The 14,542-nt window shown below is 54.2% G+C and carries 15 protein-coding genes and 1 riboswitch; of the genes, 9 read left to right on the top strand and 6 right to left on the bottom strand.

The annotated features are described in order from the left end of the window. Nucleotides 1–6: 6 nt before the first annotated feature. Genes yqiA through nudF form a run of 4 tightly spaced genes read right to left on the bottom strand, consistent with a single transcriptional unit; the run spans nucleotide 7 to nucleotide 2,494 of the window. On the bottom strand, nucleotides 7–588 hold the full coding sequence (gene yqiA / locus VPX56_RS19405) for an esterase YqiA (RefSeq protein ID WP_326468398.1): 582 nt from the start codon (nucleotides 586–588) through the stop codon (nucleotides 7–9). Then, nucleotides 588–1,415 (bottom strand): 3',5'-cyclic-AMP phosphodiesterase, encoded by an 828-nt coding sequence (cpdA, locus tag VPX56_RS19410; RefSeq protein WP_131633490.1) that lies wholly within the window; start codon nucleotides 1,413–1,415, stop codon nucleotides 588–590. The genes yqiA and cpdA overlap by 1 nt, the downstream gene beginning before the upstream one ends. Before the next feature lie 27 nt (nucleotides 1,416–1,442). After that, nucleotides 1,443–1,865: a DUF1249 family protein gene (locus VPX56_RS19415; RefSeq protein WP_045330081.1), complete on the bottom strand. Its 423-nt coding sequence runs from the start codon at nucleotides 1,863–1,865 to the stop codon at nucleotides 1,443–1,445. Next, nucleotides 1,862–2,494: an ADP-ribose diphosphatase gene (gene nudF / locus VPX56_RS19420; RefSeq protein WP_326468402.1), complete on the bottom strand. Its 633-nt coding sequence runs from the start codon at nucleotides 2,492–2,494 to the stop codon at nucleotides 1,862–1,864. The genes VPX56_RS19415 and nudF overlap by 4 nt, the downstream gene beginning before the upstream one ends. A gap of 203 nt (nucleotides 2,495–2,697) precedes the next feature. On the opposite strand from nudF, the gene tolC reads away from it, so the two are divergent. From tolC to VPX56_RS19435, 3 genes are all read left to right on the top strand, one after another. Beyond that, the gene (gene tolC / locus VPX56_RS19425; protein ID WP_131633488.1) at nucleotides 2,698–4,176 is read left to right on the top strand and encodes an outer membrane channel protein TolC; all 1,479 of its coding nucleotides are present in this window, start codon (nucleotides 2,698–2,700) and stop codon (nucleotides 4,174–4,176) included. 153 nt (nucleotides 4,177–4,329) lie between these two features. After that, nucleotides 4,330–4,995: a DUF1190 family protein gene (locus VPX56_RS19430; protein WP_326468405.1), complete on the top strand. Its 666-nt coding sequence runs from the start codon at nucleotides 4,330–4,332 to the stop codon at nucleotides 4,993–4,995. A gap of 2 nt (nucleotides 4,996–4,997) precedes the next feature. After that, nucleotides 4,998–6,158, top strand: coding sequence for a glutathionylspermidine synthase family protein (locus tag VPX56_RS19435; RefSeq protein ID WP_326468407.1), 1,161 nt, complete (start codon nucleotides 4,998–5,000; stop codon nucleotides 6,156–6,158). Between the two features lie 79 nt (nucleotides 6,159–6,237). Here VPX56_RS19435 and ygiD read toward each other — a convergent pair whose 3' ends face one another. Then, a complete protein-coding gene (gene ygiD, locus VPX56_RS19440) occupies nucleotides 6,238–7,026 on the bottom strand; it encodes a 4,5-DOPA-extradiol-dioxygenase (protein ID WP_326468409.1) in 789 nt (262 codons plus the stop codon). 131 nt (nucleotides 7,027–7,157) lie between these two features. Here ygiD and zupT point away from each other — a divergent pair, with 131 nt between their 5' ends. From zupT to VPX56_RS19465, 5 genes are all read left to right on the top strand, one after another. Continuing rightward, nucleotides 7,158–7,931: a zinc transporter ZupT gene (gene zupT / locus VPX56_RS19445; RefSeq protein WP_326468411.1), complete on the top strand. Its 774-nt coding sequence runs from the start codon at nucleotides 7,158–7,160 to the stop codon at nucleotides 7,929–7,931. Between the two features lie 330 nt (nucleotides 7,932–8,261). Further along, a complete protein-coding gene (locus tag VPX56_RS19450; protein WP_131633483.1) occupies nucleotides 8,262–8,822 on the top strand; it encodes a fimbrial protein in 561 nt (186 codons plus the stop codon). Between the two features lie 78 nt (nucleotides 8,823–8,900). Continuing rightward, on the top strand, nucleotides 8,901–11,339 hold the full coding sequence (locus VPX56_RS19455; protein WP_326468414.1) for a fimbria/pilus outer membrane usher protein: 2,439 nt from the start codon (nucleotides 8,901–8,903) through the stop codon (nucleotides 11,337–11,339). A gap of 9 nt (nucleotides 11,340–11,348) precedes the next feature. Then, the gene (locus tag VPX56_RS19460) at nucleotides 11,349–12,110 is read left to right on the top strand and encodes a fimbrial biogenesis chaperone (protein WP_263611261.1); all 762 of its coding nucleotides are present in this window, start codon (nucleotides 11,349–11,351) and stop codon (nucleotides 12,108–12,110) included. Beyond that, the gene (locus VPX56_RS19465; protein WP_263611222.1) at nucleotides 12,094–13,155 is read left to right on the top strand and encodes a type 1 fimbrial protein; all 1,062 of its coding nucleotides are present in this window, start codon (nucleotides 12,094–12,096) and stop codon (nucleotides 13,153–13,155) included. The genes VPX56_RS19460 and VPX56_RS19465 overlap by 17 nt, the downstream gene beginning before the upstream one ends. Before the next feature lie 44 nt (nucleotides 13,156–13,199). Here the strand turns inward: VPX56_RS19465 and ribB are convergent, their stop codons facing one another. Continuing rightward, nucleotides 13,200–13,853 (bottom strand): 3,4-dihydroxy-2-butanone-4-phosphate synthase, encoded by a 654-nt coding sequence (ribB, locus tag VPX56_RS19470; protein ID WP_131633480.1) that lies wholly within the window; start codon nucleotides 13,851–13,853, stop codon nucleotides 13,200–13,202. Nucleotides 13,854–13,959: 106 nt separating this feature from the next. Then, a riboswitch (FMN riboswitch) is annotated at nucleotides 13,960–14,110 on the bottom strand. 120 nt (nucleotides 14,111–14,230) lie between these two features. Between ribB and ubiK the strand changes: the two genes are divergently transcribed. Continuing rightward, nucleotides 14,231–14,527 carry a ubiquinone biosynthesis accessory factor UbiK gene (gene ubiK / locus VPX56_RS19475; protein WP_028014454.1) on the top strand — a complete coding sequence of 99 codons (297 nt, stop codon included), beginning with the start codon at nucleotides 14,231–14,233 and terminating at the stop codon, nucleotides 14,525–14,527. Nucleotides 14,528–14,542 lie beyond the last annotated feature (15 nt).

Consider the following 14,542-nt stretch of genomic DNA (forward strand, 5'->3'; position numbering starts at 1 on the left):
TGATTGTCAGTGGCTGTGCAGTCCAAGAAAATCGACAATCTGGGTGAAATGATCCTCAAAGCCCGTGAAAGCATGATTTCCGCCCTCCTCTATAGTCTGGCGGCAGGATGCGTAATACGCCACTGCCTGGCGGTAATCCAGCACTTCATCACCCGTTTGCTGCAGCAGCCAGATAAGATCGGGCGCTTCAAGCGGGTCTACCTGCATAACTTTGAGATCGTAAATATGGCGTGACTCTAGCACATATTGCTGTCCGGTGTAGGGGTTCTCGTTTTGCCCGAGAAAGTCGCGTAACAGCTCAAAAGGACGTACCGCCGGGTTAACCACGACGGCGGGCAACATAAAGCATTGCGATAGCCAGGTGGCGTAGTATCCGCCCAGCGACGAGCCGACCACGCCAAATGATTCGCCGCCGTGTTCCAGCACGATTGATTCCAGCATCTCCGCCGCATCCGCCGGGTAAGGCGGCAGCTGCGGAACAATCATCTCAACGTCTGGATGATGCTCGCTCAGCCAGTGGCTAAACTGCGTCGCTTTCGCGGAACGCGGCGAGCTGTTAAACCCGTGAAGATAAAGAAGCGTAGACATCAATAGCCTTCTGAAGCGGTGTCAGGACGGAATTTGGCGCCGGACAGGCGGCAGACTTCCGTCGTCAGCGTGCCGTCGGCATGCAGATCCAGCCAGCGCCAGCCCGGTGCAATGGTGTCCAGGGTGAAGTTGGCGCAGTGCGGCTTGAACTGCACGCAGGTGGACGGCGTTGCCAGCATTCTGCGGCCATTCCAGTCGAGATCCTGTTCCTGATGAATGTGCCCGCACAGCAGGTTTTGCACCCGGGGGAAATTCACCAGCACGCTATCCAGCGCCGCAGAGTTGCGCAGGCTATGCTGATCGAGCCAGCTACAGCCAGCCGGTAAGGGATGATGATGAAGCAACAGCAGCGTGTTTCGCTCTGGCTCGGCGGCCAGTTTAGCCTCAAGCCAGTCGAGCTGAAACTCGCTCAGTTCACCGTGCGGTACGCCAAATACCTGGCTGTCGAGCAGCAGGATTTGCCAGTTATCACCCGCGAACACGCACTTCGCCGGCGAGATCCCCGCCTCATGGAGTGCGCTAAACATCGCAGGCTGGAAGTCATGATTGCCCGGCAGCCAGACGCAAGGCACGCTGAAGCTCGCGATACCTTCAGCAAAATGCTGGTAGGCCGCGGAGGACTGATCCTGCGCCAGATCGCCCGTTGCGACAATCAGATCGCAGGCACGATTTTCGGCATGGATCGCGCTTAGTACCGCCTGATAGCTCTCCCAGGTGTTCACGCCCAGCAGAGTTTCATGCTTTTCGGCAAACAGGTGGGTATCGGTGATTTGTAATATCCTGACTGGCGCCCCACCAGCAACAGTCAGGTTCAACAGGCTTTCCAAATGGTGTCCTTAGGTAGGTTTATGACGCTAACAAACCGGAATCGCCATTGCTCCATGTGCTAAACAATATCTTAGCCAGTCGGCTAAAAACTGGTTAATTTGATGCTTTTCGTCGCGTTGATGCAACTTTTTATTCGGATAATCATACCGCGCTTTGAAGCGAAAGATCTGCTGGCTTGAACACACTTCAGCGACCATCGCGTCGTGGTAGAGACGCACCGTCATCGACGGCAGGCTCCAGTAGCTAATGCTGGGTGCCGTTTGCTCAATTTCTACCAACGTCGTGTAGCGCGTTGATTCTGCTATCGTTAATCGATACTGCGCGTTGCTCACCTGATAGCTTACCGTTTCGCCGGGTGCGTCATTTCGCGGCAGCAGGCGGCGCAGCTGGGCGAAATTGGTTTCGCACAGGCGCATCATTTCTGGGAAGTCAGGCGTATAGCGCTTCATTTTTTCCACTCGTTTCGTAATGCCTCATAGTGCAGCTGCAGCCATTGCAGGGCGATGACAGACGCTGCGTTGTCGATTTTCCCCTCTTCTACCCACTGGTAAGCCTGCTCCCGGCTTACCACATGAACCCGAATATCTTCGTTTTCATCAGCCAGACCGTGAATGCCTTCCGCGGTCGTGGCGTCCACTTCACCCACCATAATAGACAAGCGCTCGCTGGTGCCGCCCGGGCTTGCCAGGTAGCTCAGCACCGGCTTCGTGCGGCCGACAGCCAGACCCGCCTCTTCCAGCGCCTCACGGCGGGCAACGTCTTCGACCGACTCACCCTCTTCGATCATCCCGGCTACCATCTCCAGTAACCACGGGGTGTCGCTGACGTCGTATGCGGCAATCCTGATCTGCTCTACAAGCACAACTTCATCGCGCACTGGGTCAAAGGGTAGCAAGACTGCAGCGTGCCCGCGCTCAAAAATTTCACGGCGGATTTCACCGCTCATCTCACCGTTGAACAGGCGATGCCTGAAACGGTAAAGATCCATTGAAAAAAAACCGCTATAAAGCGTTTCTCGTGCAATAATTTCTACATCGTTTTTGGCGAATGTCACTGGCAACTTTTCTGGTTTTTCCATGGGTCGAGTCCTGGTAGCAATGGTGATGAAATTGTGAATTTCAAGGCTGTTTGGCTGCCGTTTCAAAGGCTATATGGTAGATTGGTGCAAATTACCGCCAGATGGCACGTAACGCCAACCTTTTGGTGTGGATGATTCTGTTAGAATCGGCAATTATTTTTAATTAGATCAGCGCTAATACTGCTTCACAACAAGGAATGCAAATGAAGAAATTGCTCCCCATCCTTATCGGCCTGAGCCTGACGGGCTTCAGTGCAATGAGCCAGGCAGAGAACCTGCTACAGGTCTACCAGCAGGCACGTCTGGGCAACCCTGATTTACGTAAGTCAGCGGCCGATCGTGATGCTGCGTTTGAAAAGATTAACGAAGCACGTAGTCCACTGCTGCCGCAGTTGGGCTTAGGTGCAGACTACACCTACAGCAACGGTTTCCGCGACTCCAATGGCATTAACTCCAACGCCACCAGCGCATCGCTGCAGTTGACCCAGACCCTGTTTGATATGTCCAAATGGCGTGCCCTGACCCTGCAGGAAAAGAGCGCAGGCATTCAGGATGTAACCTATCAGACCGATCAGCAGACGTTGATTCTGAACACCGCGACAGCATACTTCAACGTGCTGAGCGCGATTGACGCGCTCTCCTACACCGAAGCGCAGAAACAGGCAATTTATCGTCAGTTGGATCAAACCACCCAGCGTTTCAACGTGGGCCTGGTCGCCATCACTGACGTACAGAACGCCCGTTCACAGTACGATACCGTTCTGGCAAATGAAGTGACCGCGCGTAACAACCTCGACAACGCGCTGGAATCACTGCGTCAGGTCACCGGTAACTATTACCCTGAGCTGGCATCTTTGAACGTAGACAGCTTTAAAACCGATAAGCCACAGGCCGTTAATGCCCTGCTGAAAGAAGCGGAAAACCGCAACCTGGCATTACTGCAGGCACGTCTGAGCCAGGATCTGGCCCGCGAGCAGATTCGCCAGGCGCAGGACGGTCATCTGCCAACCCTGAGCCTCAGCGCGTCTACCGGCGTATCTGATACCACCTACAGCGGTTCTAAAACCAATACTGCCCAGTATGACGACAGCAACCAGGGGCAAAATAAAGTGGGCCTGAGCTTCTCTCTGCCGCTCTATCAGGGCGGTCAGGTAAACTCTCAGGTCAAACAGGCGCAATATAACTTTGTTGGCGCAAGCGAACAGCTGGAGAGCGCGCACCGTAACGTGGTGCAGACCGTGCGTTCTTCCTTCAACAACGTGAACGCGTCCATCAGCAGCATTAACGCCTATAAACAGGCCGTTGTGTCTGCTCAGAGCTCCCTGGACGCAATGGAAGCAGGCTACTCCGTCGGTACGCGTACCATCGTTGACGTGTTAGACGCAACAACCACGCTGTATAACGCCAAGCAGCAGCTCTCCAGCGCCCGTTACCAGTACCTGATTAACCAGCTGAACATCAAGCAGGCGCTCGGTACCCTGAACGAGCAGGATCTGCAGTCGCTGAACAGCGCGCTGGGCAAACCGGTATCAACGTCACCTGAAAGCGTTGCGCCGGAGAACCCGCAGCAGACCGCCGCCGTAGATAACTTTAACGGTGAAAACAGCGCGCCAGCAGCACAGCCTGCTACGGCACGTACAACCGCACCTGCCAGCAGCGGTAACAATCCGTTCCGTAACTAAGCATTACCCTCCCTCTCCTTCGGGAGAGGGAACCCCTATCACATCCAAACGTAAGCCAACGTAAAGATCCCCCTTAATCCCCCTCTTCGCTTCATTTTCAACCACTCATCCTCTATCCTGAGCGTTATTACCACTGGGTCCTGGAAGACAAAGATGAAACGGACAAAAACGATTAATCACGCCTCGTTCCGCAAAAGCTGGAACGCGCGTCACCTCACTCCTGTTGCCTTTGCGATCACGGCTGTTTTTATGCTGGCAGGCTGTGAGCAAAGCGACGAAACGGTCTCGATGTATCAGAACGCCGACGACTGCTCTACCGCCACCGGCAAAGCCGCTGAGTGTACGACTGCCTATAACAACGCCCTGAAAGAAGCGGAACGCACCGCGCCGAAATACGCCTCGCGCGAAGACTGTGTCGCTGAATTCGGCGAAGGCCAGTGCCAGCAGGCACCTGCTCAGGCAGGCATGGCGCCAGAAAACCAGGCGCAGGCGCAGTCCAGCGGCAGCTTCTGGATGCCGCTGATGGCAGGCTACATGATGGGCCGTATGATGAGCGGCGGCGCGGGCTACCAGCAGCAGCCGCTGTTTAGCTCCAAAAACCCAAACAGCCCGGCATACGGCAAATACACCGATGCCAGCGGTAAAAACTACGGCGCAGCAACGCCTGGCCGCACCACGACCGTACCAAAAACGGCGATGGCACCAAAGCCCGCGACTACCAGCACCATTACCCGCGGCGGCTTCGGCGAGTCTGTGGCAAAACAGACCACCATGCAGCGTAGCGCGACCGGCTCTTCAACACGCTCTATGGGCGGCTGATCATGGAACGAGTCAGTATTGTTGAGCGCCCGGACTGGCGCGAAAAAGCCACCGAATACGGTTTTAACTTCCACACCATGTACGGCGAGCCGTACTGGTGTGAAGATGCTTACTACAAGCTCACCCTTGCCCAGGTTGAAAAACTGGAAGAGGTTACCGCTGAGCTGCATCAGATGTGCCTGAAGGTCGTCGAGAAGGTTATCGACAGCGATGCGCTGATGACCAAATTCCGCATCCCTAAGCATACCTGGAGCTTTGTGCGCCAGTCGTGGAAAACCAGCCAGCCGTCGCTCTATTCGCGTCTCGATCTGGCATGGGACGGCGTGGGTGAACCTAAGCTTCTGGAAAATAACGCCGATACGCCAACGTCCCTGTACGAAGCCGCGTTCTTCCAGTGGATCTGGCTGGAAGACCAGGCCAATGCCGGAAACCTGCCGCAAGGCAGCGACCAGTTCAACAGCCTGCAGGAAAAGCTGATTGAGCGTTTCGCCGAACTGCGTGAACAGCACGGTTTCAACCTGCTGCACCTTGCCTGCTGCCGCGACACGGGAGAAGACCGTGGAACGGTGCAGTATCTGCAGGACTGCGCGGCCGAAGCGGAAGTGGCGACAGAGTTCCTCTACATCGAGGACATTGGCCTGGGCGAGAAAGGTCAGTTTACCGACACCCAGGACCAGGTGATCAGCAACCTGTTCAAGCTCTACCCGTGGGAATACATGCTGCGCGAGATGTTCTCCACCAAGCTGGAAGATGCGGGCGTGCGCTGGCTGGAGCCGGCCTGGAAGAGCATTATCTCCAATAAAGCCCTGCTGCCGATGCTGTGGGAGATGTTCCCGAACCATCCGAACCTGCTGCCTGCTTACTTTGCTGAAGATGATTTCCCGCCGATGGAGAAATACGTCGTTAAGCCGATCTTCTCTCGCGAAGGGGCAAACGTCTCGATTATCGAAAACGGTAAAACGCTGGAGGCGGTTGAAGGGCCTTATGGCGAGGAAGGGATGATCGTCCAGGCGTTCTATCAACTGCCGAAGTTTGGCGACAGCTATACGCTGATTGGCAGCTGGCTCATCAACGACCAGCCTGCCGGGATTGGCATTCGCGAAGATCGCGCGCTGATCACCCAGGATCTGTCACGGTTCTATCCGCATATTTTCTTAGAGTAAGATCTGCCGGGTGGCGGCTTCGCCTGACCCGGCCTACGGTTTTGTAGGCCCGGTCAGCGTAGCGTCACCGGGCATGTTTTCACCCCACCTGCACCGACAACATACTCAAGCTGCCCATCTCAATTCCGTCGACAGGAATAGTGATCTGCTCCCGGCCATCCCATGCGCCCAGGACATACAGCAGCGGCAGGAAGTGTTCCGGCGTTGGGTTAGAGAGCGAACCGCCTTCATGATCAAGATAGTTCACCAGCGGATGCTGCTCGCTCGGCCCCTGCCAGGTTAGATTATCTTTAACGTAGTCGTTAAAGGATGTTGCCCACGGGTACGGCGTGTTCTCACCGTGCCAGCGCGCCGTACGCAGGTTATGCACCACGTTACCGCTGGCAATCAGCATGATGCCTTCATCGCGCAGCGCCGCCAGCTTACGCCCCATCTCCATGTGCCAGGCTGCCGGCTTGGTGCTGTCGATACTCAACTGCACCATCGGGATATCGGCATCCGGGTACATCTTGATCAGCACGCCCCACGAGCCGTGATCAAATCCCCAGGCTTCTTTATCCAGCGTAACGGGGACAGGCGCCAGCAGATCCACCAGCTGCTGTGCAAGCTCGGGCGAGCCCGGTGCCGGATAGTGCGTGTCATACAGCGCCTGCGGGAAGCCGCCAAAATCATGAATCGTTTTTGGTGCTTCCATAGCCGTCACGCCCGTTCCACGGGTAAACCAGTGCGCGGACACCACCACGATCGCCTTCGGACGCGGCAACGTCTCGCCCAGATGACGCCATGCGCGGGTATAGACGTTATCTTCCAGAACGTTCATTGGGCTACCGTGGCCTAAAAACAGCGCTGGCATACGAGATGAAGACATGATGATATCCTTACAGAAGGTGTCAATTTGATGGTTCTACAGTACGCGCAATCTGGTCAGGATGAACGCAGATAAGCGTGAAGATCATCTTCAGGAATTTTGAATATCAGGAACAGCGTAAGGAGAGATAAATGTCAGTCCCCTTGATTCTGACAATACTCGCGGGAGCGGCCACCTTTATCGGCGCGCTGCTCGGCGTGCTGGGGCAAAAGCCGTCTAACCGCGTGCTGGCCTTCTCACTGGGCTTTGCTGCAGGCATTATGCTGCTTATCTCACTGATGGAGATGCTCCCTGCCGCGCTGGGCACCGAGGGCATGTCGCCCATTCTGGGCTACGGCATGTTTGTATTGGGCCTGCTGGGCTACTTTGCGCTCGACCGCATGTTGCCCCATGCCCATCCGCAGGATTTAATGCATAAGAGCGTTACCCCCATGCCGCGTAATATCAAGCGCACGGCAATCCTGCTGACGCTGGGTATCAGTTTGCATAACTTCCCCGAAGGCGTGGCCACCTACGTAACGGCCAGCAGCAACCTGGAGATGGGCCTTGGAATCGCCCTGGCGGTGGCGTTACACAATATTCCTGAAGGACTGGCCGTTGCCGGGCCGGTCTATGCTGCGACAGGTTCAAAACGTACCGCAGTCTTCTGGGCGGGCCTATCCGGGATAGCCGAAATTCTCGGTGGTGTGCTGGCGTGGCTGATCCTTGGCAGCCTGGTCTCTCCGGTCGTGATGGCAGCCATTATGGCGGCGGTAGCCGGAATTATGGTTGCCCTCTCGGTGGATGAACTCATGCCGCTGGCGAAAGAGATCGATCCAAACAATAACCCGAGCTACGGCGTACTGTGCGGGATGTCGGTGATGGGATTAAGCCTGGTGTTGCTGCAAACTGCCGGGATAGGTTAAAAGATTGTCGCCTCCGTTTTACACGGAGGCACCCATCTCGTTCATTTAATGTTATCGATATTGATTACCGCAGTTGATATCTCTTAGAAAAAAGTAAAGTAATTTATTTTATATTATTATCCACTATACAATCGCCCATTCCTGAGGGTAACCCTGCGCGCTGGATAGCAAATATCAAACGCTTACAATAATTAAAAGTTATAATTTAATAGAAACTTAAAATAAGTTTAAGCCACATTAATCGCATCCCACCCCGCCAAACCGTATACTTTTCCCGTATTCTGAAAATTAATATTCAGATTATGAATTCATTTGAAAAAGGATATTTTCATGTATATGGGTAAAAAAGTACTGTTAGCGGTTGCGATGGCAGCCATCGTATCGGGTTCTGCTTTTGCTGACGACCAGGGTTCAGGCAAAATCAAATTCAAAGGTGTTGTTATTGATGCTCCTTGCAGTATTGCACCAGACAGCGTTGATAAAGAAGTGGATCTGGGTGAAGTGACTACTGCAGTCATCAATGCCAACAAAAAGTCTACGCCTGTCGCGGTAGATATCAACCTGGAGAACTGCCAGCTTGACGATCCGGCTGACGAAACAGATACGCCAATTACCAAAGTCGATGTGACCTTCACCAGTGCGGCAACTGACGCAACTGACACCAGCCTGATGAGCAACACCTATGCAAGCGGTGCTCAGAACGTTGGCGTTCGTCTGCTGGATAACGCAGAAGCTAACATCACGCTGGGTGCGGCTAATGAAATTGCACTGCTGGCAGGTTCAACCACTCAGACTCTGCACTTCAAAGCGTTAATGGAAGTTGCGACCGGTAAAACGGCAACCGCGGGTCAGGTTGAAGCAACCGCAAACTATGTTCTGATGTACAAATAATTACCTCACTTCACGGTATAAACCGGCTGACATTAAATGCCAGCCGGCATTCTATATCTTTTTTTGAGTAACAGGACGATGACATATAAATTACAATGGATAATTATCATTACGTCCCTGTTAATGACGAAAATTGCTTCCTCTACTGAATTTAACATTAACGCAATAGATAAAGATCAGCGTGGTAGCGTCGATTTATCACTGTTTAAAGATCAAATCTCCGTTACGCCAGGCAACTATTTTGTTACCGTCTCAATTAATGATATTCCGCTGGCAAATGGTTGGCAGCTTCGTTGGCGACAGATAAAAAATAGCGTCCAGGTCTGTATTCCACCCGAGCTGGCCGATACCTTTGCTCTGCAGGACAACATCCGTAGCGCATTGCCTGAAAAAGACGGGTGCGTCGATTTTGCATCCAGACCGGATATAAAGTTTAACTTCGAGCAATCCAGCCAGACGCTGAAGGTCACCGTACCTCAGGCCTGGTTACAGTACCGTGCTGCCGACTGGATGCCGCCCTCAACCTGGGACAACGGCGTGCCCGGCGTCCTGCTGGATTACAATCTTTTTGCCAGCCATTACCAGCCGAATAACGGCAGCAGCACGGATAACGCCAACACCTACGGCACCGCCGGTGCGAATGTGGGCGCATGGCGGCTGCGCAGCGATTACCAGTACACGCAAACCCATACTGACGCAGGCTCACAAAACGACGGACGCTTTTCGCGCGTCTATATGTTCCGCCCACTCCCCTCTCTGGGTGCAAAACTTACGCTGGGCGAAACGGATTTCCAGTCCGCTATTTTTGATGCCTTTACCTATACTGGCGCCTCCCTGATCAGCGATGAGCGTATGTTGCCCTGGTCGCTGCGCGGCTACGCGCCACAAATTACCGGCATCGCGCAAACCAACGCCACGGTCACCGTCAGCCTCGCCGATCGCGTTATTTATCAAAGCAAAGTCCCGCCAGGGCCGTTTGTTATTCAGGATCTAAATCAGTCGGTACAGGGCACGCTGGACGTCAAAGTCACAGAAGAAGACGGGCGCGTGAGCACCTTCCAGGTGTCGGCGGAATCGGTGCCTTTCTTAACGCGCAAGGGACAGGTACGCTATAAACTCGCAACGGGGAAGGCGCGCAAAGACGCCTCCCATGATGTTGAAGACAACGCGTTCATGAGCGGGGAATTCTCATGGGGCATGCTGTCGCAAACCTCCCTCTACGGTGGGACTCTTGCCGACGGAGACCATTACCGGTCCTTCGCCGCCGGGATCGGGCAGAACATGGAATATCTGGGGGCGCTCTCGTTTGACGTTACCCAGGCCACCAGCCAGTTGCCGCATCAGAATAGCCAGACGGGCTACAGCTACCGCTTTAACTACAGCAAACGTTTCGATACCACGGGCAGCCAGCTTACGCTCGCCAGCTACCGCTATTCCGATCCGCAGTTCCTGAGCTATGCCCGTTTCCTGGATTATGACAACAACGATCGACAGTCTGAAAAACAGACGTTGAGCGTCACGGCCAGCCAGTATATTTCGGCGCTATCGCTAAACCTGTATGTGAATATGCTGCGTCAGACCTGGTGGAATGATTCGCCTTCCACCACGGGCAGCGTGACGGCTGGCTACAACTTTGATATTGGCCGCTGGAAAAACCTGGGCGTAACCCTGTCCTGGAGCAAGACGCATTACGAAGATGAGGACGATGATACGCAGTTCTATGTCTCATTGAGCGTGCCTCTGGACCCCGACCATCGTCTCAACTACGACCTGCACAACAGCGACACGGTGACGCAGAAAGTGTCGTGGTATGACACATCCGATCGCAACAACACCTGGGGCGTTTCGGCGGGTACTGAAAGTGAGAAACCGGACTCCGGCGCGCAGTTCAGCGGTAATTACCAACACTATTCTACCTTTGGCGATCTGAATCTCTCCGGAAGTTATAAGGCCGACGAATACAACTCTCTCAGCGCCAGCTGGAACGGCTCGTTCACCTCAACGGCGAAAGGCGCCGCCCTGCACCGCCGGAGCTACGGTAACGAACCGCGCGTGATGGTCAGCACCGACGGCGTGGGCAACATTCCCTTAAATATGGCCCGGGATGAAACCAACCGTTTTGGCATTGGCGTTTTACCCTCTTTTTCCAGCTACTCCCCCGCCAGCGTGCAGGTCAATATGAATAACCTGCCTGATGGCGTGGACGTGGACAACCGCGTCGTCACCTCAACATGGACGGAGGGGGCTATCGGATACCGTCAGATTGCCACCCGCGCGGGCAAGGATATTTCGGGCGTTTTACGCACTCCAACAGGCACACCACCGCTCGGTGCGGTTGTTCGCCTGCAGGAAAACGATCGGCAAATTGGGATGGTGGCCGACGATGGCCACGTCTGGCTGGGTGCCGTAGAGCCAGAACAACACTATCGCGTGACGTGGGGTGACAATCAGCAGTGTCGCTTCACGCTACCTTCACACCTTGAAAACAGTATGCAGTTGATACTGCCATGTCAGTAAGAAACCATGATGAAACTCACCCCACTGAAGAATCTGTGCCTGTTGTTAATCGGTGCCGCATTCACTACTCACGCAGCCGTTAACCTGGACCGCACGCGGATTGTTTTTCCAGAAAGCGATAAGGCCAGCAGCCTGAAAGTTGATAATCAAAGTAAGGCACAGCCTTATCTGGCCCTTTCATGGATTGAAGATGAAAACGGGCGCAAAGATGACACGCACTTTATGGCGCTTCCGCCTATTCAGCGCATTGAAGCCGGATCAGCGTCTCAGGTCAGGATAGTTAAGCAAGCGGCCACCAGCCAGTTGCCGAAAGACAGGGAATCGCTCTTTTATTTCAACCTGCGCGAAGTGCCCCCCAAAAGCACCAGCGCCAGCGATGAACGCAGCGTCATGCAGGTGGCGATGCAGAGCCGCATCAAGCTGTTCTGGCGTCCGAAATCCATTACCAAAAAGCCTGGCGAGCTGGCGGAAATGCGCATGGAGGTTTCAGCCAATGCGAAAGGGCTGTCCGTACACAACCCTACGCCCTATTACATCACCCTGGCGTGGCTCAGTAAGAATGCGAAAACCATGCTGCCGGGCTTCGACAGCCTGATGATTGCGCCTTTCGCGACGGCAACGACCTCTACCGGTGATTATCACGGTAGCTATTACAGCATCGGTTATATCGACGATTACGGTGCGCTGAAAAAAGTCGACGCGCAGTGCGCCGGAACGGCTCAATGCACGCTTACCGAACGGAAGATCGATAAAGATGCGAAAGCTCACTAAGGTACTTCTTATTCTGCTGGTTTCTGTACTGCCTTTAAAAGAGGCGCTGGCGCTCGACTGCTATCTGGGTGGCTCTGGCGGTCCCGTTGAAGAGACCAAAACCATCACGCCTTTTGCTATCCCCAGTAACGCGCAGGTGGGTCAAAAAATTTGGGAGTCGGATGACATCAAAATTCCGGTGACCTGCAACCACAACGTTGTCGGTGATTTTGAACCGGAGGATGTCTATGCCTGGGTAAACCCTTACCCTGCTGCCTCAGATCCTTATTACGAACTTGGTGTGACCTACGAGGGGATGGATTACGATGCAACAGGCCAGCCCAACGGCGTTGATACACACCAGTGTCTGGATAACGATAACATCCTGATCTATACCCCCGCTCAGATCCGGCAAATGGGGTGGGAAAACCTCATCTGCTCCGGCAACCCGGATGATATCCATACCTCACGGGTATTTGTGGCCCGATTGCGCCTGTTTGTAAAAATTAAGGCAATTCCCCCCCATGGCTATGTCAGCTCGCTCGGCGATTACATCGTTGTGCAGTTCGATGGCAAGGGCGGGGTTAACCAAATGGCCGACGCGAAAAACCTCAAATACCATATTAACGGCCTGCAAAACATTACCGTGCTGGACTGCGGGGCAACGTTCAGCATATACCCCGAAAACCAGGAGATTGATTTTGGTACCTTTAGCGCCCGGGATATTGTGAATCAGCAGAAGCGTACCCGCACGTTCTCGGTGAGAACAACCAAAGTGCAGGATGCGCAATGTTCGGATGGATTTAAAATGGATTCATCGTTCTACACCACAGAATCACTGAGTGCTGACGATACGGCATTATTGATCGGCAATGGGCTGAAGCTGCGGATCCTCAATGGTACAGAGCCTTATACCTTCAACCATTATGAAGAGTATGCTGATTTCACGGGCAGTACGCTGCAATACGATCAGACGTACACGGCTGAGCTATCGCCCGTGGAGGGAAAAGCCATCCAGTCAGGCCCGTTCGAAACGGTCGTGCTGTTTAAAATTAACTACCACTAGAAACAAAAAAGCCGGGTTTCCCCGGCTTTTTTACATCAGCACTTTCAGCTGGCTTTGCGCTCGTGCGCCTGGCGGTATTCCACCAGATCTTCAATCGTCACGACCGGCATGTTGTGCAGACGGGCAAAGGTGACGCACTCCGGCGCGCGCGCCATGGTGCCATCATCGTTGGTCAGTTCACAAAGCACGCCCGCAGGTTTGAAGCCTGCCAGCGTAACCAGATCGATGGTCGCTTCGGTGTGGCCACCGCGGGTCAGCACGCCGCCCGCCTGCGCACGCAGTGGGAAAACGTGGCCAGGACGATGCAGATCGGATGGCTTCGCGCCGTCAGCAATGGCTGCACGCACGGTAGTCAGACGATCAGCCGCAGACACGCCGGTGGTCACGCCGTGCGCCGCTTCGATGGTCACGGTAAAGCCGGTACCAAAGGCGCTGGTGTTGTTCTCAACCATCATCGGCAGATCGAGCTGTTTACGACGGTCTTCATTAATACACAGGCATACGATGCCGCTGCCGTGACGGATGGTCAGCGCCATCTGCTCAACGGTCATGTTTTCGGCGGCGAAAATCATGTCGCCTTCGTTTTCACGGTTTTCATCGTCGAGCACCATCACGCCGCGGCCTTCGCGCAGCGCATCAAGTGCATGTTCAACACGTTCAGTTGAAGTGCCAAAAGAGGAAAGTAGCGTCTGATTCATGGTAAAAAAACCTCATTAACATTATGGTTACCAGAATCAGGGCAGTCTTAGGAGCGCCGTATAAGCGGCAAAAAGATAACGTGAGCGGGCCCAAGCCCGACTGGATCGTTACTCTCTCCCATCCGGACTCTAACCGTCGGCCCCGGAATTACACCGGATCTGCTGACCTTTGAGAATTCACCCAAAGCGCTCGCGGGCTTTCAGCGTTAAGCTGATTTACCGCCGGTGGGGAATTTCGCCCCGCCCTGAGAATAAGCGAGATAACTATAACGCTATTGATTACCCTGGGCAATGCATAAGCTTCAAACAATTTTGTTTAACCCGCGGCATGACGCGCTACAATAGGCACTAACACCTTTTCATCAAGGGAAACGACAATGATTGACCCAAAGAAAATTGAGCAGATCGCGCGTCAGGTTCATGAGTCCATGCCGAAGGGCATTCGTGAGTTTGGTGATGACGTTGAAAAGAAAATCCGCCAGACCCTGCAGGCGCAGTTGGTTCGCCTTGATTTAGTCAGCCGCGAAGAGTTTGACGTGCAGACCCAGGTTCTGCTGCGCACCCGCGAAAAGCTGGCGCTGCTGGAACAGCGTCTGAGCGAGCTGGAAAACCGCAATGCGCCGGAAGAAGTGAAGCCTGCACCGGCTATTCCACCTGTGGACGACCAGGAGTAAGTGCGGCCTGATGTG

It is taken from the genome of Enterobacter wuhouensis (assembly GCF_035835995.1).
In the GTDB taxonomy this organism is placed as follows: domain Bacteria; phylum Pseudomonadota; class Gammaproteobacteria; order Enterobacterales; family Enterobacteriaceae; genus Enterobacter; species Enterobacter wuhouensis.